15 protein-coding genes are annotated in these 21,544 nt (G+C 70.5%); all 15 read right to left on the bottom strand.

Annotated elements, in window-relative coordinates; genetic code table 11:
- Positions 1-10: 10 nt before the first annotated feature.
- Positions 11-2,563: an alpha-mannosidase gene (locus tag ACIBVN_RS00595; protein ID WP_397131109.1), complete on the bottom strand. Its 2,553-nt coding sequence runs from the start codon at positions 2,561-2,563 to the stop codon at positions 11-13.
- Entirely contained in the window at positions 2,560-3,237 is a 678-nt protein-coding gene (locus tag ACIBVN_RS00590; protein ID WP_397131107.1) for an SIS domain-containing protein, read from the bottom strand. The genes ACIBVN_RS00595 and ACIBVN_RS00590 overlap by 4 nt, the downstream gene beginning before the upstream one ends.
- Entirely contained in the window at positions 3,230-4,201 is a 972-nt protein-coding gene (locus tag ACIBVN_RS00585) for an ROK family protein (protein WP_397131105.1), read from the bottom strand. Before ACIBVN_RS00585 ends, ACIBVN_RS00590 begins: the two co-directional genes overlap by 8 nt.
- Positions 4,202-4,310: 109 nt before the next feature.
- Complete coding sequence (locus tag ACIBVN_RS00580; RefSeq protein ID WP_397131103.1) at positions 4,311-5,351, bottom strand: LacI family DNA-binding transcriptional regulator; 1,041 nt, start codon at positions 5,349-5,351, stop codon at positions 4,311-4,313.
- Positions 5,348-7,210, bottom strand: a complete 1,863-nt coding sequence (locus ACIBVN_RS00575; protein WP_397131101.1) for an MBL fold metallo-hydrolase — start codon at positions 7,208-7,210, stop codon at positions 5,348-5,350. Before ACIBVN_RS00575 ends, ACIBVN_RS00580 begins: the two co-directional genes overlap by 4 nt.
- 41 nt (positions 7,211-7,251) lie before the next feature.
- Complete coding sequence (locus ACIBVN_RS00570; RefSeq protein WP_397131099.1) at positions 7,252-8,961, bottom strand: hypothetical protein; 1,710 nt, start codon at positions 8,959-8,961, stop codon at positions 7,252-7,254.
- 62 nt (positions 8,962-9,023) lie between these two features.
- Positions 9,024-9,851, bottom strand: a complete 828-nt coding sequence (locus tag ACIBVN_RS00565) for a carbohydrate ABC transporter permease (protein WP_397131097.1) — start codon at positions 9,849-9,851, stop codon at positions 9,024-9,026.
- The gene (locus tag ACIBVN_RS00560) at positions 9,848-10,741 is read right to left on the bottom strand and encodes a carbohydrate ABC transporter permease (RefSeq protein ID WP_397131095.1); all 894 of its coding nucleotides are present in this window, start codon (positions 10,739-10,741) and stop codon (positions 9,848-9,850) included. The genes ACIBVN_RS00565 and ACIBVN_RS00560 overlap by 4 nt, the downstream gene beginning before the upstream one ends.
- 34 nt (positions 10,742-10,775) lie before the next feature.
- On the bottom strand, positions 10,776-12,167 hold the full coding sequence (locus ACIBVN_RS00555; RefSeq protein WP_397131093.1) for an ABC transporter substrate-binding protein: 1,392 nt from the start codon (positions 12,165-12,167) through the stop codon (positions 10,776-10,778).
- 94 nt (positions 12,168-12,261) lie between these two features.
- Positions 12,262-13,215 carry a zinc-binding alcohol dehydrogenase family protein gene (locus tag ACIBVN_RS00550; protein WP_397131092.1) on the bottom strand — a complete coding sequence of 318 codons (954 nt, stop codon included), beginning with the start codon at positions 13,213-13,215 and terminating at the stop codon, positions 12,262-12,264.
- Between the two features lie 44 nt (positions 13,216-13,259).
- Complete coding sequence (locus ACIBVN_RS00545; protein WP_397131090.1) at positions 13,260-14,087, bottom strand: helix-turn-helix transcriptional regulator; 828 nt, start codon at positions 14,085-14,087, stop codon at positions 13,260-13,262.
- A 117-nt stretch (positions 14,088-14,204) separates the two neighbouring features.
- On the bottom strand, positions 14,205-15,824 hold the full coding sequence (locus ACIBVN_RS00540; RefSeq protein ID WP_397131636.1) for a cation acetate symporter: 1,620 nt from the start codon (positions 15,822-15,824) through the stop codon (positions 14,205-14,207).
- A gap of 17 nt (positions 15,825-15,841) precedes the next feature.
- Positions 15,842-16,171: a DUF485 domain-containing protein gene (locus ACIBVN_RS00535; protein WP_397131088.1), complete on the bottom strand. Its 330-nt coding sequence runs from the start codon at positions 16,169-16,171 to the stop codon at positions 15,842-15,844.
- A 173-nt stretch (positions 16,172-16,344) separates the two neighbouring features.
- A complete protein-coding gene (locus tag ACIBVN_RS00530) occupies positions 16,345-18,579 on the bottom strand; it encodes a glycosyl hydrolase family 95 catalytic domain-containing protein (RefSeq protein ID WP_397131086.1) in 2,235 nt (744 codons plus the stop codon).
- Positions 18,576-21,413, bottom strand: coding sequence for a glycosyl hydrolase family 95 catalytic domain-containing protein (locus ACIBVN_RS00525; RefSeq protein ID WP_397131084.1), 2,838 nt, complete (start codon positions 21,411-21,413; stop codon positions 18,576-18,578). Before ACIBVN_RS00525 ends, ACIBVN_RS00530 begins: the two co-directional genes overlap by 4 nt.
- Between the last annotated feature and the right edge of the window lie 131 nt (positions 21,414-21,544).

Below are 21,544 nucleotides of genomic sequence, written 5' to 3'. Positions count from 1 at the left end.
GCGCCGTCGATCACCAGGCTTCCACCGTGCACGCGCCCTTGCGGACGCCCAGCTCGACCAGGTCCGTCTCCACCGCGGAGAGCGGATCGTCGAGCGGGATCCGGAAGGTACGGATCTGGTTGGGCCCGAAGTCCGCCGTGAGCCTGATCCGGGCCAGCGGGATGTCCAGGGTCGCCAGGGCGGCCCTGCCCGTGGTCTCGACAGCCCTGACGACCAGGTCGCGCGGCGTGTCCTCGTGCAGCTTGACCGCGGTCACCATGACCTGGCCGCCGCCGTCGTCCAGGTGGCCGCGCGCCGCCGGGAGCGTGCCGTCGTGGAAGCTCTCCAGCATCGCGCGTACCGGGGAGCCGAGCAGCGCGGCCCGGCGGGTGAGCCCGGCGGCGCGCCAGTCGCCCGCGTGCGGCACCAGCAGGTACGTGAACCGCTGCACCCCCTGGTCCTGGTACGAGTAGTGGCCGTCCGGGTCGAGCAGGCGCGGGTCGTGCCAGGCGTAGACCGGGCTGCGCACGGCCGTGATGCCGATGCTGTGGCCGCGGCCCGGGGCCGGCGGGGAGACGTCGTAGCCGTGCTTGGCGTTGTTCACGACGGCGAGACCGGCTCCGGCGCCGGACAGGTCCGCCCACGACTGGGCGGGCTCCTCGGCGCCGTCGATCGGCCTGGTCAGGTGCCCGAACGGGATCTCGTACGTGGCCACCGGGCTCTCCAGCGCGACCGGGAAGCGCAGCTTCATCAGATGCGCCTGCTCGCGCCAGTCGAGCGTGACCCGCACCTCCACCGCGTCGTCCCCGACGCCCAGGATGAACTCCTCGGCCATCGTGGAGCGGCCCCACTCCCGCTCGACGCGGATGCGGGCGCGCAGCGGGCCGCTCTCGCGCAGCACGATGCGGGTCGTCGTCATCGCCTCGCCCGGCCAGTCGTAGGACACCACGCGGTGTCCCCAGGTGTCGGTCGGGTCCGCGCAGATCTGCGTGTGCTCGCCCGCCGCCCCGGCCACGAGGTCCACGCCGGTGCGCTTGTCGAGCAGGCCGGTCAGCCAGCCCGTCTGCGGGTCGATCTCCAGGCGGAGCACGTCGTTCTCAATGTGGTGCTCGGACGCGCTCAGGCCGCTGGTGTACGGCGTCTCGCCCTGGCGCAGCCGGTAGAGGCGGTAGCCCAGGGCGGGCAGCTCCGCCTGGAACACGGTGGCGCCGCGCCCCTTGTCGTCCGTGGTGGCGACCGGCTGGATGGGCTGGCAGGGCACATCCTGGCCGTCGGCGTCCACGACCCGCACGCCGGTGGGCGCGAGGCCGTACTGCAGCTCGACCCGGGTCGTGACCGGCCACGGGTGCGGGTTGAAGACCACCACCGGCTGCGTGCCGGGCTCCTCGGGCACGTCGATGTCGCGGGCGATCACGTTGTGCGCCCGGGTGATGATCCGCTTCGAGATCGCGACCGCCTCGCCGAGCTGGTCGCGGGCGTCGTCGTAGGCAGGCTCGATGGCCGAGCCGGGCAGCACGTCGTGGAACTGGTTGAACAGCACCTGCTTCCAGGCCCGCCCCAGCTCCTCGCGCACGTCGTGGCCCGCGACGGCGGCCCAGCGCTCGGCCGACAGCAGCGCCGCCTGCGCCCTGCGCTGCCACGCCTTGATCCCGGAGTGCGAGGAGTAGCAGCCGGCCGCGTGGTGCTGCAGGTCGTCGCGCCAGACCGGCAGCTCGGCCAGGCCCTGCTCGCCCAGGCGCTTGGCCACCTCGTCGAAGTAGCGGCGCGGCGAGGACATCGTCAGCTCGCCGAACGTGCCCATCCGGTCGTAGCGGTGGATGGACTCGATGTTCGCCTTGGTGGGGCCGCCTCCGTGGTTGCCCACGCCGTAGAAGATCATCAGGTCGCCGAGCGAGCGGTCGAGCTGGCCGAGCGCCTTCTCCGTCTGGCCCGCGACCTCGCCGGGCGGGCTGCAGTACTCGAACGGGATCCGGTAGGCCAGCACCCGGCTGCCGTCGGGGCTCTCCCACCAGAACATCGTGCCGGGCAGCTCGCTCTCGTGCGGTCCAGGGCGCAGGAAGCAGTAGGAGTCCATGCCCTGGCCGCGCAGGATCGCGGGCAGCATGGCGTTGTGGCCGAACGGGTCGGCGTTCATGCCGACCGTGGCCGTGACCCCGAACTTCTCCTTCAGGTAGCGCTGGCCGTACAGGCCCTGGCGGGCGAACGACTCCCCCGACGGCATGTTGCAGTCGGGCTCCACCCACCAGCCGCCGACGTTGACCCAGCGGCCCTCGGCCACCCTCTCCTTGATGCGGGCGAACAGCTCGGGGTCCGACTCCTCCACCCACGACAGCAGGACGACCTGGTCACAGGTGAAGACGAAGTCCGGGTACTCGTCCATGCGGTGGATCGCCGACCAGAACGTCGCCCGCGCCTCCTGGTAGCCCTCCTGCCACGGCCACAGCCACACCGGGTCGAGGTGCGCGTTGCCGATCATGTGCAGGGTGCGGTCGGGGGTGGCCACCGGCCTCGGCGCCCTCGGGAGACCGCGGGGCTGGCTGCCCGAGGGGGCGTTCGACATGGGGGCGCTCGGGGGCCTGGTCATGCGGCCGCCCATGCGTCGACCTTCTCGCTGATCATGTGCAGCATCAGTGTGTGGATCTCCTGGATGCGCGGGGTCTCGGAGGAGGGGGCTAGGAGGAGGCGGTCGGCGAACTTGGCGGCGGCGCCACCGTCGCCGCCGCCGAACAGTACCGTGACCGCGCCATTGCTCTGTGCGGCTTCCAGGGCGCCGACCACGTTCGGGGAGTTGCCACTGGTCGTGAACGCGGCCACGACGTCGCCCGGGCGGACCAGGGCCCGGACCTGCCTGGCGAAGACGTCCTCGTAGGAGTAGTCGTTGGCGATGCACGTCATGACCGTGGCGTCGGTCGTGAGCGTCACGGCGGGCAGCGGGCGGCGGTCGCGCTTGTAGTGGCCGACCAGCTCGCCGGTGAGGTGCTGCGCGTCGGCCGCGCTGCCGCCGTTGCCGAGGGTGTAGAGGGTGCCGCCACGGGTGAACGCCTCGATGAGCAGGTCCGCGGCGGCCTCCACGGCCGGGAGCAGCCGCGCGACGCCCTGGGCGGCGGCGAGGTGGGCCTCGACGTGCTCGGCCAGCACGGACGCCGCCGAGGCGGACGGCGCCGCGCCGGACCGGGACGTGTGCCCATTCACGGCCGGAGGAGATGCGAGCCCGTTCTGCCGGGACGCGGGTGGGTGCAGGCGGATCGGGTCAGGCATGGCACTTCCCTGAGGCAAGAAGGTCGTGGGCCACGGCGCCGGCGCCGACCACGCCGACGCCCTCGCCCAGCTGGGCCGGCTCGATGCGGGCGGTGCGGGCCGCGGGCGGCATGGCGTCCCGGGCGACGGCGGCGCGTACGGGGTCGAGGAGCCGGGCGCCGGAACGGGTCACGCCGCCGCCGAGGACGACCAGCTCCGGCTCGAAGGCGTTCACCAGATCCGTGATCGCGCTGCCCAGTGCCCATGTGGTCTCGTTCCACACCTCGGTCGCGAGCGCGTCGCCGGCCTCGGCGGCGCGGAAGACGTCCTCGGCCGTCGGGAGCCCGATCGCGGACAGGGACGAGGCGCGACCGGCGGCGAGGGCCTCGCGGGCGCGCTCGGCGATGGCGGTGCCGGACGCGTACGCCTCCAGGCAGCCCAGGCGGCCGCACGAGCACTTGCGCCCGCCCGGCCGCACCACGACGTGCCCCAGCTCGCCGCCGTTGCCGGCCGCGCCCCGGTGCAGGCGGCCGCCGATGACGGACCCGCCGCCGACGCCCGTGGAGATCGTGAGGTAGAGCATCGTGCTGGTGCCGCGGCCCGCGCCGTACCGGAACTCGCCGAGGGCGGCGGCTGTGGCATCGTTCTCAAGCGCGGACGGCACGCCGAACTCCGCCGCCGCCATCGGCCCCACGGGGACGTCGATCCACCCGGGCAGGTGCGGCGGGCACTCCAGCACGCCGGTCGTGGTGTCCAGCGGTCCCCCGCAGGAGATGCCGACGGCCGCCACCTCGGGCAGTCCCGCCTCCGCGACGGCCTTCCTGCCCAGGTCGAACAGCCTGGCCAGGACCCGCCGCGGCCCTTGCTCCCTGCGGGTCGGGGCGACCTGCCAGCCGTGGATCAGGCCGTCGCCGGTGACCACGCCCGCGGCGAGCTTGGTGCCGCCGATGTCCAGCGACAGGACGGGGGGAAGATCGTGCTCCATTGGGCCTCCGACGGGAACGAGTGCCACGTCAAGGCGGTGTGACATCGTTCCCACACGGATCCTAGGGCGACCCTTTGCCATGGGTCAACGCGCCCGACTGGGTGAAATGTCAGATCATGGGAGGCGGTGCGGTGGATTCGCGGGTGACGAGCCGGACCCCCAGCACGGTGGTGACGGAGTCGGCGTCCGGCAGCTCGATCCGCTCGTCCAGTCTGCGCACGGCGGTCGCGCCCAGGTTGAACGTGTCCTGGGAGACGGCACTGACCTGCGGCGAGACCATGCTCATCCACGGCGCGTCGTCGAAGGCCACCAGGCTGATCTCCTCGGGCGCCCGCAGCCCCAGCTCGCCGATCGCCCGCCAGACGCCCTCGGCGAGCACGTTGTTGGCGGCGAAGACGGCCGTCGGCCGGTCGGGCCCGGACAACATGTCGAGCGCCCTGCGCCGCGAGTCGGCGACGTCCCAGCCAGACGAGACGACCAGGTCGGGATCGACCTTGATGTCTGCCACGCCGAGCGCCTCCAGATAGCCGTGGTAGCGCTCGTAACCGGTGGTCCAGTCGGTCTCGTCGATGAACAGCGCGATCCTGCGATGGCCCAGCTCGATCAGATGGGCCGTGGCGGTGCGGGCTCCCACGCGGTTGCCGACCACGACGCCATCCGTCGAGCCCGCCGCGAACTGCCGGTCCACCTCGACGACCGGGATGCCGTGGGAGCTGAGGTAAGTGGACACGGCCGGGGAGTTGGGCGTCACGATCGCCCCGGCCACCCTGAGCGCGACCAGCGCCTCGGCGGCCTCGCTCTCCGCCTCGGCCGACAGGCTCGTGTCCGCCAGCACCATCGTGTAGCCGCGCTCGCGGGCCTCCCTGCTGGCCCCCGCGGCCAGCTCCGCGTAGAACGGGTTGCGCAGGTCGCTCACCAGGACGCCCACCGACCTGCTCACCTGCTGCTTGAGTGTGCGCGCCATCACGTCGGGCACGTAACCGAGCTCTGCCGCCGCCCGCAGCACGCGCTCGCGTACGTCGCTGGCGGCGTACCCGCGCCCGGTCAGCGCCCGCGAGACGGTGGAGCGCGAGACCCCGGCGGCCTCCGCCACGTCCTTGATCGTGGGCCGCCTGGAACGGCTGGCGGGGCTGCGCCGCTCCATGGTCATCGATCCCCTTCCCCGACCACGTCGACCAGCGCCTCGGCGTGCTGCCCGAGGCGCAGATCGCCGATGGTCAAGTCGACCGCGAGGCGAACGCGGCGCCGCGGCACGACGTCCGCGCCCAGACGGAGATGTACCTGGTCCATACCCCCCGCGGGGAGCCTCAGCGTCACAGAGCCCGGTTCGCGGCGCCAGCCCGGCGGGACGACCGGCTCGATGGTGGCCACCGCCTTGTCCGGCCACGGGTTGCGCACGGTGGCCGTCAGCACGATCTCACCGCCCGCGGGGACGCTCGAGTAGTACGGGGTCAGGCGGCACAGCACCCCGTCGGCTCCCAGGTCGAGGCGGTCGAGCGGGAGCAGGTCGTGGTGGAGGGCGACCAGCTCCTCGCCGCGCTCGGTCAGCATGTGCAGGTAGTCGTCGTCCACCCAGCGGGGCCGCCAGTGGCCGCTGACCATCAGGTCGGGGCGCAGGCGGCGGTAGAGCGCGGCGCTCTTCCGGTAGTCCTCGATCTGAAACCGATTCTTGTACTGAAAATTCAGGATCTCCTGGCGTGCCAACTCACTGGCGTCCGTGGTGCCCATCCCGTCCTGCTGGTCGCCCGTGACCAGCACGCGGTGCCCGTCCACCTCGAACTCGTACGCCGCCGCGAACAACGTGTGCCCGGGCAGGTCGTGCACGGTGATCTCGTACTCGCGCCAGCGCACCGTCTCCCCCAGCCCGAGCACCCGGTCGGCGGGGATGGGCTCGAACCACTGGCACGGCAGGTCGTGGTGGAGGGGCGTGGCCAGGATGGGGGCGATGTGGGAAGGCGCCCAGATCTCGGTGCCCTCGACGTCGCGCAGCAGCGGCATGCCCGCCACATGGTCGTCGTGGTAGTGGGTGGGCATGGCGACCTCGACGCTCGTGACGCCGTAGTGCTCGCGGAGCGCGGGCATGGAGGCCAGCCAGGGGCGGCGGGCGGCGCGGGAGGTGTTGTGCACCAGGCCGGTCGACATGTCGTACCCGAAGTCGAACACCATGGCCGCGCCGGACTCCGACAGCAGCACGTAGCTGTGGGACTGGCTGCTCTTGTTCATGAGCAGGTGGGGGGTCACCTGGACGAACGGGTTGGCCAGGAGGCCGCGGAGGTCCCAGGGGTGGGGGTGGGGGCGGCGGAAGTTGACGTACCGCTGCATGGCGGTGGAGAGCTGCTTCAGTGCGTCTCGGGGGTCGGTCATCGGCTCGCCGTGCGACGGCAGTAACACCTCGAGCTCCTCCCGCTGGAGGAGTTCGGAGCTCAGGACGACCATGGCGGGGCCCTCGTTCTCGGTGTACGACCACTGGGTGGCCGCCAGCGACCACACCTTGCCCGGGGCGTAGATCAGATCACCGGTGAAGGCGACCTTCCCGACGACGTACGTCACGGACCCGGGGGTGTGCCCTGGGGTGGGCAGGACCCGTACGTCTATGCCTCCGTAGTCGGCCGTCCGGTATTCGGGCACGACGCCGTCGATCCGCACGGGGTCGAGCAGCGAGAACCGGTCGTCGCGCAGGTCGTAGTCGTTGCTGATCTGCCGGCCCGCCCACATCTCGTCGACCCGCTCGAACAGGTCGCGCTCGACGGGCGGCACGTGCACCCTGACGCCTTCGTCGACCGCCCTGCGCAGGCCCTGGGCCTGGTCGCGGTGGTGGTGCGTCATCAGGACGTCGGTGAGGCGGTCGAGGCCGAGCTCGCCGAGGAGATCCAGCACGCGACCCGAACCGAAGTCGATGGCGATCCCAGTGCGTTCCGCTCCTTCGGCGGGAGCGGCGATGACGTAGACGTTGCAGGTGTCCTCAATACGGAACACACCGGGCACAACTTCGGTGACATCCTTGCTCACAGGGCGGGATACTATCCGCAATCGTTCCCACAATGGACGCATCACCTCCTGAACCCCCACCATTTCGCCACGAGGTCGAGGTCCTCGCCGCTGATCCGCTCGCCGGAGTTGTCGATGGACTCGACGTAGTACAGGGCGGGCACGCCGAGCGCGGGCTGCGCCTCGGCGTAGGCGAGCCAGTCCGCCCTGCTGGGCATCGGCCACTGGTCGGTGTCGATCAGGTGCCCGGGCATGGCGCGGGTGGCCACCGCGTGCCGGAAGCGGAGCTGGTCGACGGTGGGGACGGGGTCTCCGTGGGGGTCGCACTCGAGCACGTCGTTGAGCCGGATCATGTCGCTGACGTCGCCGAAGGCGGGATGCGGGGTGTGGGTGACCATCAGGGCGTCCGGCTTGACGCTCTTGGCGGCCTCGTACATGGTCCTGAGCAGCTCGTGCAGGAGGGCGAGCCCCCAGGTGGTCCCGTACGACTTCAGGTGCGAACCGCTGGGGAACCTCTGCGTGAAGTCGATCTTGAATCCGTCGGCCCCGAGGTCGCCGAGGAGCCTGTCCATGATCGTACGGATCCGGCGCCGGTAGGCCGGGTTCGAGGGGTCGGCGGCCACGGGGCGGCCGCCCGCGTCCGTCACGCACTCCTCGGCGGGCAGCCCGTCAGGCGCCCATGCCCGCCACCACAGCAGCACGCGCTGCCCGCGCGCGTGCCTGGCGGCGATCCACTCCCCTAATGCGGGCCACTTGGCCGGGTCGGGCACCGGGTCGCCGTACGCGAGCTGCCACCGGTCGTCGATCACGATCGTCCCTGGCACGATCCCGTGCCCCTCCAGCCTGGACAGCCACTCGTCGTAGAGCTCCTGCCGGGACAGCTCGGTCGGCGAGACGCCGTCGGCCCTGGCGCACTGCGCGCCCCAGCCGCAGAAGATCGGCCTGCTCCACCAGTCGTGCCGCTCGCCGGCGGATGCGGCCAGGCCGTGCGCGAGCAGGTCCTGGCGGTGGTGCGAGATCGCCTCCCACGGCGACGACGCGGCCCGGAACACGACCGCCGGGGAGCGCCAGCTCCCGCTCACCGAGGTGCGGCACTCGTAGTCGAAGCGCAGCAGCGCCCCGCCGTCGAGCGGCTCGTAGCCGAGCTCGGTGAAGGTCAGGTCCCCGATGCCGGCGCGTACCGAGGCGCCGAGCCAGGGCCCGCCGGGCACGGCGGTTGGGCCGTCCGGCTCCTCCTTGCAGAAGGCCAGCACCAGCGGCGGCGGCGAGAAGACCGCGTGGAGGCGGCCCGGCGAGGCGTCGCCGATGACGGTGAGCGCGACCGGCACGGACACCGGCCGCACCACCTGCACCGGGTGGGTGGGCGTGGGGTTGAAGACGCCGCGCGCGTGCAGCCCCGTGCGGAACGTGCCCGCCGCGCGGGTGTGGAGCACGGCCCGCCCGCCGAGCAGCGTCACGTCGCTGATCACGCCGTGGCCCTCGACGCGCACCTCCACCGCGATCGTCTCGGGAGTGCAGGTCAGCCGGACCGTCTTCGCCTCCCACCCGGTCGAGCGCTGGGGGAAGTCGAAGATCACAGCGCCCTCGCGCTCGGCGAGCACGGGCGGCAGCGTCTCGTACGTCTCGTCGCGCCCGCCCGCGGTGTTGACCGAGGCGATCAGGCTGAGGGTCATCCAGCCTTCCAGCTCGGCGCTGGGGTCGGTACGCGAGACCGTCAGCCGGTAGGAGCCGGCGTCCAGGTGGTACGCCTGGTCGGTGGGAGTGATGTGCATGTTCTAGCCGAACGCCTCGATCCGGTGCGCGGACGTGCCCGCGCCCCGCCTGTGGCAAAACCTCATCCCTTGCTCCCTGTCGTCGCGATGCCCTTGATGAAGTGCTTCTGGCCGAGGAAGAACAGGATGACCATCGGAATCGTGGTGATCACGCTGGCTGTCATGACGATCTCCCAGTGCCACTCGCCGCCGAACCCGAACTGGTCGAGCAGCGCCTTCAGCCCGCGCGGCACGGTGAACGTGGCGGAGTCGCGCAGGTAGATCAGCGGCCGCATCAGGTCCGTCCAGGCGGCCTGGAACTCGAACATCAGCGTCACCACGATCGCGGGCCGGCACAGCGGCAGCGCGATCTTGGTGAAGATCTTCCAGTTGTTCGCCCCGTCGATCCTGGCCGCCTCGAACGGCTCGCGCGGCAGCCCCATGAAGAACTGCCGCAGCAGGAAGATGTAGAACGCGCTGCCGAACAGGTTCTGGGCCCAGAGCGGGGTGAGGGTGCCGACCATGCCGAGCGAGTTCCAGATGAGGAACACCGGGATCATGGTGACCGCGCCCGGCAGCATCATCGTGGCCAGCACGACGCCGAACAGCACTCCCCTGCCGGGGAAGCGGAAGTAGGCGAACCCCCACGCCACCATCGCGCTGGTGATCGTGACGGTCACCGCCGCCAGCACCGTGACCAGCAGCGTGTTGAACATCCAGAGCGCGAGCGGCGCCTCCTGCCACACCTTGACGTAGTTGTCGAGGATGAACGTCTCGGGGATCAGGCGGTGGTCGAACACCTCACTTCGCGGCTTGAAGGAGGCGCTCAGCAGCCAGACGAAGGGGTAGATGAAGGCGACGGTGAACACGCCGAGCGCGGCCCACGTCAGGATCCTGCCGGCCCGCCTCACGACTGTCCCCCCTCGTAGTGGACGAACCGCCTGGTCACCAGGATCTGCACGGCGGTGATCGCCATGATCACGATGAACAGCAGCCAGGCGAGGGCCGAGGCATAGCCCATGTGCAGGAACTCGAACGCCTGCTGGAACAGGTAGATCGCGTAGAAGAGGGCCGCGTCGTTGCTGTAGGTGGTGTTGCCCGAGCCGAAGAAGGCGGTGTACGCCTCGGTGAACGACTGCAGGGCATTGATGCTGTCCACGATGAACAGGAAGAACAGCGTCGGGCTGATCATCGGCACGGTGATGCGCCACGTCCGCCGCCACCAGCCGGCCCCGTCGACGAGCGCGGAGTCGTACAGCTCCTGGGGGACGCCGCGCAGCGCGGCCAGGATGATGACGATCGAGGCGCCGACGGTCCACAGGCTCATCAGCACCAGGCCGGGCTTGACCCAGTCAGGGTCGGTGGTCCAGGCGGGCCCCTCGATGCCGAAGAGGCCGAGGAAGCTGTTGATCAGGCCGTTCTGGCCGTTGAACAGCATCAGCAGCAGGATGCCGATCGCGACCGGCGGCGTCATCTTGGGCAGGTAGAAGGCCGTGCGGAAGAAGCCGGTGGCCTTCGTGGCGCTGTTGAGCAGCAGCGCCAGGGCGAGCGCGACGACGAGCTGGGCCGGGACCGACATCACGGTGAACAGGAAGGTGTTCCGGAGCGCGAGCCCGACCTTCGGGTCCTCGAAGAGCGCCTTGTAGTTGTCGAAGCCGACGAACGACGGGTCGTTGATGACGTCGTAGTCGGTCAGGGACAGGTAGGCGCTGTTGATCACGGGCCACGCGGTGAAGATCAGGAACCCGATGACCCAGGGGCTGATGAACAGCAGGGCCGCCCGGGTGTCCTTCCACCGCATGGTCCGCCAGAAAGGCGGTCGGGAATGGGGCATCTCAGTTCGTACGCTTCGTCCAGCCGGCCCATGCCTGGTCCAGGGCGGCCTGGGCGTCCCGCTGCGCCTTGTCGAGCGCCTGCTGCGGCTTGTCCTGGCCGTTGAGCACCCGGTTCACCGCGTCCTGCCAGGCCGTCTTGAACTCCTTGTCGGCCGGGTTGGCGGGGAGGCTGAAGGTGTGCTTGGCGGCCTCGTAGAACGCCTTCACGCCGGCGTCCCAGACGGGGCCGCCCGAGGTGAGCATCTTCTCGATCTCCGCGTCGGCCTTGACGTTGCCGGTCAGGACGCCGGTGAACGGCTTGCCCTCCCCCTTGCGCTTGTCCAGCCGTGCCTGGGCGGCGGCCTTCCAGGTGTCGACGAGCGTCATGGTCTTGGCGAACCGGCAGGCGGCTGCGGCGTTCTTCGACCCCTTGGGGATCGCCCACGAGCGGCCCGAGGAGAAGGCCAGCGGCACGCCCTGCGGCGTGCGGAAGGTGTCGAAGACCAGGGGCGCCTTGGGTGAGACGTCGTTGAGCACGTTGACGTACCACTGCTCCATGGGCATGGCGCCCAGCTCGTCCTTGGCGAACTGGTTGCCCTTGCCGAAGAAGTCGGCGGAGTCGCGCAGGGCCTTGACCTTCGCGAAGCCGCCCTGCGCGTCGTAGACGCCGACCGCGAACTCCAGCGCCCTGACCACCTGCGGGCTGTTGAGCTGCGCCTTCCTGCCGTCGACCGACAGCAGGTCGGCGCCGTTGGCCTTGGCCCACAGCGGCAGGAACTCCGGCAGCTTGCTGTCGTAGCCGATCACCTGGAGCTTGCCGCCCGGCGCCTTGTACAGCTTCCCGGCCGCGGCGGCGATCCTGTCCCAGCTGGAGCCGTTGACGTCGTCGATCGTCAGCCCGGCCTGCCTGAGCAGGTCGCCGTTGGCCATGGTGATCTGGACCTGGTTGAACTCGGGAACGGCCCAGACCTCGTCGCCGAACGTCACCTGGCCGAGCGCGTCCTTGTCGTACATCGAGGTGTCGATCTGCTCGCCCTGGATGCACGGGGTCAGCGGGATGATGGCGCCCCGGGAGGCGAACGTGCCGATCTGGTCGCGGCCCGCGTAGATGAGGTCCGGCGGGTCGCCCGCGGCCACCGAGGAGAGGAACTGCTGGATGTCGAGGTCCCCCTCGATCAGCTTGATGTCCGCGCCGCCGAGCGCCTTCTTGGCCAGGTCGACGCGGGTCGCCCCGATCTCGTCCGTCGCGCCGAAGCCCATGACGGAAATGGTGCCCTGGAACGTGGCGCCGGGGTTGAACTGACCCGCCGACGGAGTCGCCGACGCCCCGCCGCCGGTGCCCTTGGCGCACGAGGCGAGTGCCAGTGCCAGGGAAACCGACAGGACGGACCAGCGGACGAGCGGGGTTCTCATCGGGGGATTCGCCTCCACTGGTGTGGCAACGTTCACACATCTGAGAACGTACCCATACCGCCTAAACCCCGTCAACAACTCATTACCCAGCGTTTCAGTGTGCGACCTTGAGCACGAGCTTGCCCGTGGTCGCGCCGGACTCGATGCGCCGGTGCGCCTCGGCCGCCTGATCCAGTGTCAGCGCCTCGACGCGCAGGCTCAGGTCGCCTGCCGCTGCGGCGGCGACGGCACAGCGCAGCGCACGTCCCGCCGCTTCCGGGAAAGCGGCGGAGAAGGCGGCCAGGTTGAACCCTGACACGGTCTTGTTGGTGAACCACAGCTCGTTGGCGGGAATGCCGACGTCGTCGGCGCCGCTGGCGTTGCCCATGACGATCAGGCGGCCCATCGGGTTGAGCGCGTCGATCCCGGCACGGCGCGCCGTGCCGCCCACCATGTCGACCACGATGTCGAAGCCGGAGGGGTGCTCCTCGCGCAGCACCACTTCCTGGTAGCCGAAGCCCTTGGCGGTCTCGATCTTGGCGGGGCTGCCGACCGTGCCGACCACGCGGCCCGCGCCGAGCAGCCTGGCGGCCTGACCGAGCTGGCTGCCCACCCCGCCGGCGGCAGCATGCACCAGAACGCTTTCGCCGGGCGCGATGCGGGCCACTCTGTCGAGCACGAGGAAGGCCGTGGTGCTGTTGGACGGGATCGCCGCGGCGACGTCCAGCCCGAGGTCGAGGCCGTCGAGCGGGGCCACCAGGTCGGCGGAGGTGGTGACCACCTCGGCGTAGCCGCCGCTGTCGACGATGGTCAGTGCCGCCACGGGCTGGCCGGCGCGCAGGCCGGTCACGCCGGAGCCGAGGGCGCGGATGTGGCCGGAGACCTCGATGCCGGGCACGAAGGGCAGCGGCACCGGCGCGACGCCCTGCCGGTAGAGGATCTCGGCGAAGTTGGCGCCCGCGTAAGCGACGTCGATGGCGACCTGGCCAGAACCGGGCTCGGGCACCTTCACCTCGGCCGCCCGAAGGACGTCCGCACCGCCGAACTCAGGGATCGTGATAGCTCTCATGCCCACGATCGTGCCGCCGGCCAGGGGAGATACCCAGACTCCAGTTATCGTGGGTGTGCCGGCACCAGCTTGTCGAGCCTCGCCTCGGTCTCGGTGCCCGGCCGGGGGTTGTGCAGCACGAGGTGCAGGCCGGGGTGGTCGTTCAGCGGCATCTTCAGTGCCTCGAAGTGGAGGTCGCCGGCATCCGGGTGGCGGATCGACTTCACCGCGGCGTTGCTGTTGGTGACGTCATGTCGGGCCCAGATCTCGGCGAACTCGGGGCTGGCCGCACAGAGTTCGCCGGCGATGCGCTCGAACTCCGGGTCACCGGGGTACTGCGCGGCGTCCGCACGGAATCTGCCCACCACCTCGGCGGCGTGCTCTGCCCAGTCCAGGCTCACGGCGCGGAAGCGCTCGTTGGTGAAATAGGCGACCAGGCAGTTCTGATCAGTCCGGCCGTAGCCGAAGACCGCGCGGGCGGCGTCATTGACTGCCACGAAGTTCCAGTGCCTGTTCATGATGTAGGCCGGGCGAGGGGACCAGGCGTCGATCACACGGCGCAGCTCCGCCGTGACCGAGTCGGCCGCCGCCGCGCCGCGTGGCGGCGGGTTCAGGCCGGACAGCAGGTACAGGTGCCGTCGTTCGGCCTCGTCCAGCCGCAACGCCCGGCCGATCGCGTCGAGCACCTCGCTGGAGACCGTGATGTCGCGCCCCTGTTCAAGCCAGGTGTACCAGGACACCCCGACGCCCGCCAGCACCGCGACCTCCTCGCGCCGCAGGCCGGGGGTGCGCCGCCGGCCCGCTTCCGGCAGCCCCACGTCGGCGGGGGTCAGCCGGGCGCGCCGCGATCGCAGGAAATCCCGCAGCTCCGCATGACGGTAGTCGTTTGCCATGAACGTCAGGATATGGACGGACGGAATCGCGGAAGAAAGGGGCCCGGTCTCGGGGCGAGACCGGGCCCCTGGGGGCAGGCGCCTTCGGAGGGGCAGGGAGGCGCCTTCAGGGAGACGTCAGTGCTCGGTGGCCTTCTCCGCGCCGACGCCGGTGAGGGAGCGGACCTCCATCTCGGCGTACTTCGCGGCGTTGTACTCCTTGCTGAGGATCGTCCCGAGCCACCCGCACAGGAAGCCGATCGGGATCGACACGATGCCGGGGTTGCTCAGCGGGAACCAGTGGAAGTCCACGCCCGCGATCAGCGCCGTCACCGCGGTCCCGGGCGGGGGCGCGGGCGCGGAGACGACGGGCGAGAAGATGACCAGGATCAACGCGGACCCCAGGCCGCCGTAGATGGCCGAGACGGCGCCCGTCGTGTTGAACCGCTTCCAGAACAGGCTGTAGAGGATCGCGGGCAGGTTGCCGGAGGCGGCGACGGCGAAGGCCAGGGCGACCAGGAAGGCGACGTTCTGCCCCTGGGCCAGGATTCCCAGGCCGATCGCGACGGCGCCGATGACCAGGGCGGACACGCGGGCCACCACGACCTCCTGGCGCTCGGTGGCCTGGCCGCGCTTGAAGACGTGCGCGTACAGGTCGTGGGAGAAGCTGGAGGAGGAGGCCAGCGTGAGGCCGGCCACCACGGCGAGGATCGTGGCGAAGGCGACGGCGCCGATGAGGGCCAGCAGGATCGTGCCGCCGACCGGGCCGAAGATCTCCTCGCCGACCTTCTCGGCCAGCATCGGGGCGGCCGTGTTGCCCGCCTTGTCGCCCTTGACGATCGCGTCCTTGCCGACCAGGGCCGCCGCGCCGAAGCCGAGGACCAGGGTCAGCAGGTAGAACACGCCGATGATGCCGATGCCCCACAGGACCGACTTGCGGGCGTCCTTGGCGGTGGGGACGGTGTAGAAGCGGATGAGGATGTGCGGCAGGCCCGCGGTGCCGAGGACGAGGGCGAGGCCCAGGCTGATGAGGTCGATCTTGCCGGCCAGCCCTTGGGCGTCCGTGCCGTACTTCAGGCCGGGGATGAGGAAGTTGCCGGGGTTCGCCTTGGGGCCGCTGGTGGTGGCGGCCTGGCCGAGCAGGGACGACAGGTTGAAGCCGAACTTGCCGAGCACCAGCACCGTCACGAGCGCGGCGCCGCCCATGAGCAGCACGGCCTTGACGATCTGCACCCAGGTGGTGCCCTTCATGCCGCCGAAGACCACGTACACGATCATCAGCGCGCCCACGCCGACGATCGTCCACGCCTTGCCCGCCTCGCTGGTGATGCCGAGCAGCAGGCCGACCAGCGCGCCCGCGCCCACCATCTGGGCCAGCAGGTAGAAGATGCTCACCACGATCGTGGACACGCCGGCCGCCGTGCGCACGGGGCGCGGGCTCATCCTGAACGCGAGCACGTCGGCCATGGTGAACTTGCCGGAGTTCCGCATCAGCTCGGCCACCAGCAGCAGCGCGACCAGCCAGGCGACCAGGAACCCGATCGAATACAGGAACCCGTCATAGCCGGACAGCGCGATGATGCCCGCGATGCCGAGGAAGGAGGCTGCCGACATGTAGTCGCCGCCGATGGCCAGGCCGTTCTGCACGCCGCTGAACGACCTGCCGCCCGCGTAGTAGTCGGCGGCCGTCTTGGTCTGGCGGCTCGCCCAGAACGTGATCCCCAGCGTCGCGGCGACGAAGGTGAGGAAGAGGATCATCCCCAGGGTCGTGGAGCTCACTTGGACTTCTCCTCAACCTCGTGGCGGAGCTTGTCGGCGATCGGGTCGAGCTTCTTCTCGGCGTGCCTGGAGTACGCCCACGCGATGAGGAACGTGGAGACGAACTGGAGCAAACCGAAAACAAGGCCGACGTTGATGTCGCCGAGCAACTTGATCCCCATGAAGCCGCGCGCCCATCCGGACAGCACCACGTAGAGCAGGTACCACACGAGGAACGCCACGGTCATGGGGAACGTCCAGGCGCGGAAGCGCCGTTTCAATTCCTGGAACTCACTGCTCTCCTGCACTTGTTCATATACCGACGCGTCATGTTCTCTGGTCGTCACGAGACCTCCACTGTGATGCGGATCACGCCCAACGTAAGAGCGCAACCTACCCGTCGGGGAGGTCCGTGATGGCGTTGTTCGGCGAGGCGCTGGGCTCTGGCGCTTAGTTGGTCATGGGCTGCGGTGAAAGGTCTGTTGTGTGCGATGAGCGGTAGCCCATCCCTTTCACCGCGTTATGGAAGCCCCCATGCCGGAGCGCTCCCGTTCGCCGGAACGTCCCAGGCCTGCGACGGCCGGACGCCGCGCCGGGCGATCATCGCGGTCGCGCCCTTGCGCAGCGGGATCTCGATCGTCTCCTCCCCTCGGTACGGCAGGCGCCTGCCGCGCTCGTCGCTGACCTCGAACGGGCCGTCGATGCCGTGCCTCAGCCGCAGCGGCTCGCCCGCCTCGCTGCTCACCCGCACCCAGTCCGTACGCCCCCGGCTGCGCGAGGCGTCCACCAGGAACGCCCCCTGCGTCCGCAGCCTCTCCACCGAGGCGTCGGCCCAGGTCGCCGAGACCGCCGGGAACACCTCGACCACGCCGCCGTGGCTCTGGATCAGCATGTCGAGCAGCGACTGCGCGGCGGCCGGCGGGCTCTCGACGGCGAGGTTCGAGCCCTCCCTGTACATGGTGTTGGGCGTGATCGCGCAGTTGTCCGCCACGTTCCCGTCGATGAAGAAGCGCAGGTAGGACAGCGCCTTCTCCGGATTGCCGAATAACGTCTCCATCGAGGAGGCGGCCGCGAAGCTGTAGCCGTGCCAGCGCTCGCGCATGCTCGCCCAGTGCTCGAAGCTCGTCCGGTCGAGCGACTCGCGCAGCGGGTAGAGCCAGAGCAGGTGCGAGTAGTGCCGGTGCGACTCGGCGAGCGGCACGTCCGCCCCGATCATGACGCCCTGCTGGTTCCGGTGGTACGGCGTCAGCCGGGCGAGGATCTCCCGCCACCGGGGCACGAGCGGATCGTCGGCGCGCAGCCGCTCCGCGGTGTCGAGGAGGGTCCGGCAACCCCAGCGGATGAGCGAGAGATCATAGGTGGCGTCGGAGGCGTTGGCGTACTCGGGCGAGCGGGTCTCCGGCAGGTGCAGTCTCCCGTCGGCGCCCTCGACGAGGAACCGGTCGTAGTACGCGATCGCCCGCGTGAGGACCGGATACAGCACGTCCTTGAGCACCGCGGCGTCCATGCTGTGCCGGTGGGCGAGCCAGACGTTGTGCATGGCCCAGGTCAGGTTGCCCGTGTGGTCGTTCGGGCTCACCCCCGGGATGCCGACGTAGCGCGGCCCGGGACGGAGCATGCGGTCGCCCGGGTGGCAGAGCGCCCAGGACTTCCCGTCGCGGTACTCGGGCCGGACGTTGAGCTCCAGGTTCTCGTGATATTTCCGGAACGTCGTGGTGATGGCGTCCAGCTCCGGGTGGTTCGAGCCGTTGATCATCGGATAGGCGACCTGGACGTTCAGGTTCCACCAGATGTTCGTCCAGCTGTTGCCCACCTCGGGGAACCACGGCCCCCACTCGGTCACCACGGGGGCGTTCTCCCGGGTGGCGCAGGCCATCTTGTAGAGCTGGATCCAGTAGAAGCGCTGCAGCTTCTTGTCCGGGACGGAGACCAGGCTGCGCCGGTAGAACCGCTTCCACCAGTGCCGGTGCGCCAGGACCTGCGCCTCCGGGTGGCCGTCGAGCACCTGGCGCACGGTCCGTACGGCCTGCTCGGCGCCGGTCGAGTCGGGGTAGCCGTACACGATCGTGGCGGCGAGCAGCCGCCTGCCGCCCTGGGTGAGCTCGCGCCAGGCGGTGGTGTAGCCGCCGCCCGCGTGCATGGGCTGCTCGACGTGCCCGTCGGCGACCACCGGGTCGGGGTTGGCGGTGTAGTCGGGCGGGCGGCGGATCGTCCTGGTGGTGGCGGACGGCAGCGGCGTGAAGCCCCAGACCGCCGCCTCCTCCCCCGCGCTGGTCTCCAGCGACACCAGCAGGACGTCGCGCTGGTTGAGCACCAGCGCGGTGAGCCGCACGCTCCCCTGCGAGGTCGTCACCGTGCCGGTCAGCTCGGCGTGCTCCAGGTCCAGCCGCCAGTCCACGGCCGTGACGGACCCGGCGAACGTCAGCGTGAGATAGCCGATGGGCAGCCGCGAGTAGCCGATCGCCGCCTCCCACTGGCCCCGCTGGTCCTGCACGAGGGAGTGGTTAAGCATGAAGCGCAGCACGTCGCCCTCGCCGGCCTTCTGGTAGACGTGCACACCGAGGAACCCGTTCCCCATGAACGGGCCCTCCTGCCAGCCGGCGGGCGGCCGCCGCCACACCATGGCGGCGTCGGCCAGGACGTCTCCGTGCACGTCCCCGCCGGGCGACGCCTGGGCCCACGCCACGGGCGAGGTCACCGCCACGGCGGCCGCTCCGGCGCCCGCCACGAACGCTCTGCGTGAGATGCCGGTCATCGGGGTCCTTCCAGCGAGAGCGCGAACAGGTGCAGCTGGGGGCGGGTGAGCGCGGGCAGGGTGAGCGAGCGCAGCTCCTTGGCCGGGTCGAGGGCGGCCTGGATCTCGAACAGCCCCACCCGCAGCGCGTTCGTGCCCGTGCGGCCGTGGCGGTGGGTGCAGCGGAGCACCTCCGTGGCCCCGGCACCCGGCTGGCCGCCCCAGTCGGGCATGGTGAACGGCACCTGGGCCGTGGCGCCGTCCGCGTACGTGGCGGTCAGCGTCGAGGTGACGGGCCCGGAGCTGGCCGAGCCCAGGAGCCGGACCTTGGCGTACGTCCCGGCGGGCACGGTGATCGTCTGTCCCTGGCCGGTGGCGTTGTTCTTGGCGGCGTCCCCGTACGCGGGGAAGACGAAGCTCAGGCCCTCGTGGACGAGCGGCCCCGCCGGCGGCAGCTCCTCTGCCGGGTAGGTGTAGCCGGACCCGTCGAAGTCCCCGTCGGTCATCGCCTCGTGCGTGGAGACCCCGTCGTTGTCGAGGTATGCCGACAGGTCCACCGGCGTGGTCGGGCCGGGCGGCGGGATCGGCGGCAGGCCCCACGCCTGCCCGGGCAGGCTCACCGGCACGGGGGCGATGACCGGGTCGGGCCGCGTGCCCGTGTGGACGAGCACCTCGCCCCCCTTGTCCAGGGCGATCTCCACCACGCCCGCCCCCAGGTCCTTCACCGCGACCGGCCGCCCGTCGGAGAGCACGGCGGCGGGCGGCCCGTCCAGGCCGTGCTTGAGCCTGAGCGGCGCCCCGGCCAGGCTCCTGATCCGGATGAACGCGGTACGCCCGCCCTTGCGCACCGCCGAGACCAGGAACGCCCCCTGCGTCCTGAAGTCGTGGATCGCGACGTCCTTCCACGCGGCGGGCACGGCGGGAAAGACCCGGACGATCCCGCCCCAGCTCTGGCAGAGCATGTCGTGGATCGACTGGGAGGCCGACAGCGGCGTCTCGATGACGGGGCCGCCCTCGGCGTAGTGGGTGTTGGGCCGGCACGGGTAGCGGCTGGCCGGGTCGAAGAACCGCGAGAGGTAGGACAGGGCGGTGTCGCCTCGGCCCATCATCGCGTAGAGCGAGGCGGCGCCGGTGTAGCTGTAGCCGCGGTGCGCGCTCGTCAGCGACTGCCAGTGGGCCACCGACTTCTCGATCAGCTCCCGGTGTTCCGGCTGGTCCCAGTTGACCAGGTACAGGGGGTAGACCATGAGCAGGTGCGAGTAGTGGCGGTGCGACTGCGCGTACGGCGTGTTCGCCCCGATCATGAAGCCGTTCGCGTCGACCGGGTAGGCCACGAGCGTGTCGAGCACCTCGCGCCACTTCGCCTTGAGCGGGTCGTCGATCCCGAGCCGCTCGGCCGACTCGATCAGCGTCTGGCAGCCCCACCGGATCAGCGCCAGGTCGTAGTTGGTGTCCTGCGGCGGCGTGACCGGGTACTCGGGCGACAGCGTGCTGGGCAGGTGCAGCTTCCCGTCCGCGCCGGGGGCCAGGAAGTGCAGGTAGTAGTTGACCGCCCGCCTGAGCAGCGGGAAGACCGTGTCGCGCAGGAGCCGATCGTCCATGGTGTGCCGGTAGGTGAGCCAGACGTTGTGCAGCGCCCACGTGAGGTCGCCCACCTCGGCGCCCGAGCCCGGCGTGCCGACGCTCCGGTTGCAGAACATGTCGGAGCTGCGCCCGATCCCCGCGGAGTCGTCCCTGTACGCGGCGGGCACGTTGGCGACGAGCTGGTCGCGGTTGCGGTCGAGCGTGCTGGTGAGCGAGTCGAGCTCGAGGTGGTTGGCGCCGTGGATGAGCCAGTACTCGAGCTGCACGTTGAGGTTCCACCACACCGCGGGCCACGGCGTGGTCTCCAGCCAGGGGCCTGTCGTCGCCATGACGGGGCCGCCCGTCCGGCTGGCCGCGGCCACCTTGTACAGCTGGATCCAGTAGAAGCTCTGCAACCGCTGGTCGGGCAGGGAGACGAAGCTCTTGCCGTAGAAGTCGTGCCACCAGTCCCGGTGCCGCTTCCTCATGATCCCGTACGACCGCGCGTTCCGGATCTTGTTGAGCGCGGTCTCCTGGGCCTCGGTGCCGGACGGGAAGCTGTGGGCCACGGTGACCAGGAGCGTTCCGTCCTTGACGCGGTAGGCGGTGGCGGTCTGTCCTCCGCCGGTGAGCGGCTGGAGCACCTGCTGGACGTCACCGGCGGTCGCGGTGGTCCAGGCGGGGTTGGGCGTGTAGCCGCTGGGCGGCGCCTCGGAGGCCGATCGGGGGCTGACGGCGTCCTCGGGGTGGAACGTCCAGCGGACCTGCTCCTCGCCGTCCGCCTCCGCCCTGGCGACCAGGAGCTCGTCGTGGATGAACGCGGATAACGAGAGCGTGCCCTTGTCCGTGGTGACGGTGCCGGTGAGCTCGGCGTCCCAGAGGTTGAGCCGCCAGTCGACGGCGGTGATCGTGCCGACGGGGTCGAGCGTGACGTGGCCGACGGGCAGGCGGCAGGTGCCCCAGCCGCTGCCGAACTGGGGCCGGTGGTCCTGGACGCGGCCGTGCTGGACGGTGAAGCGGATCTTGTTCTGGCCGGGCTCCTGGTAGATCATGCTGCCCAGCAGCCCGTCTCCGAGGAACGGGCCCTCGTACCAGGACCTGGGCATCCTGCCCCAGAGCAGGTCCTGGCCCTTCATGAACTCCGGCCAGGGCACTCGCTCCCGGAGGCGCCAGCCGGAGCCGGATCGAGTCTCCGCTCGGGCGGCGGCAGCGGTGGCCGTGGAGGGGACGAGGGCGAGCGCCAGGCCGCCGGCGGCCGTGCCGATCACGGCTCGGCGGGTTGGATCTTCCATGGGGGGTGTCATTCGAGGGCTCCAGGACGCAGAGAGAGGTCGGACCTTTCGCCTGTATGACACACGGAATCACTGCCGTCAAGGAACCTTGAGCGGCGTTGTCAATGCTCTGGAAACCTTCCTTATAGCTA

The sequence above is a fragment of the Nonomuraea sp. NPDC049400 genome (genome assembly GCF_044466425.1).
GTDB lineage: Bacteria > Actinomycetota > Actinomycetes > Streptosporangiales > Streptosporangiaceae > Nonomuraea.
Note: the sequence above shows the minus strand (reverse complement) of the source record. Positions and strands in the feature narration are given on the sequence as shown.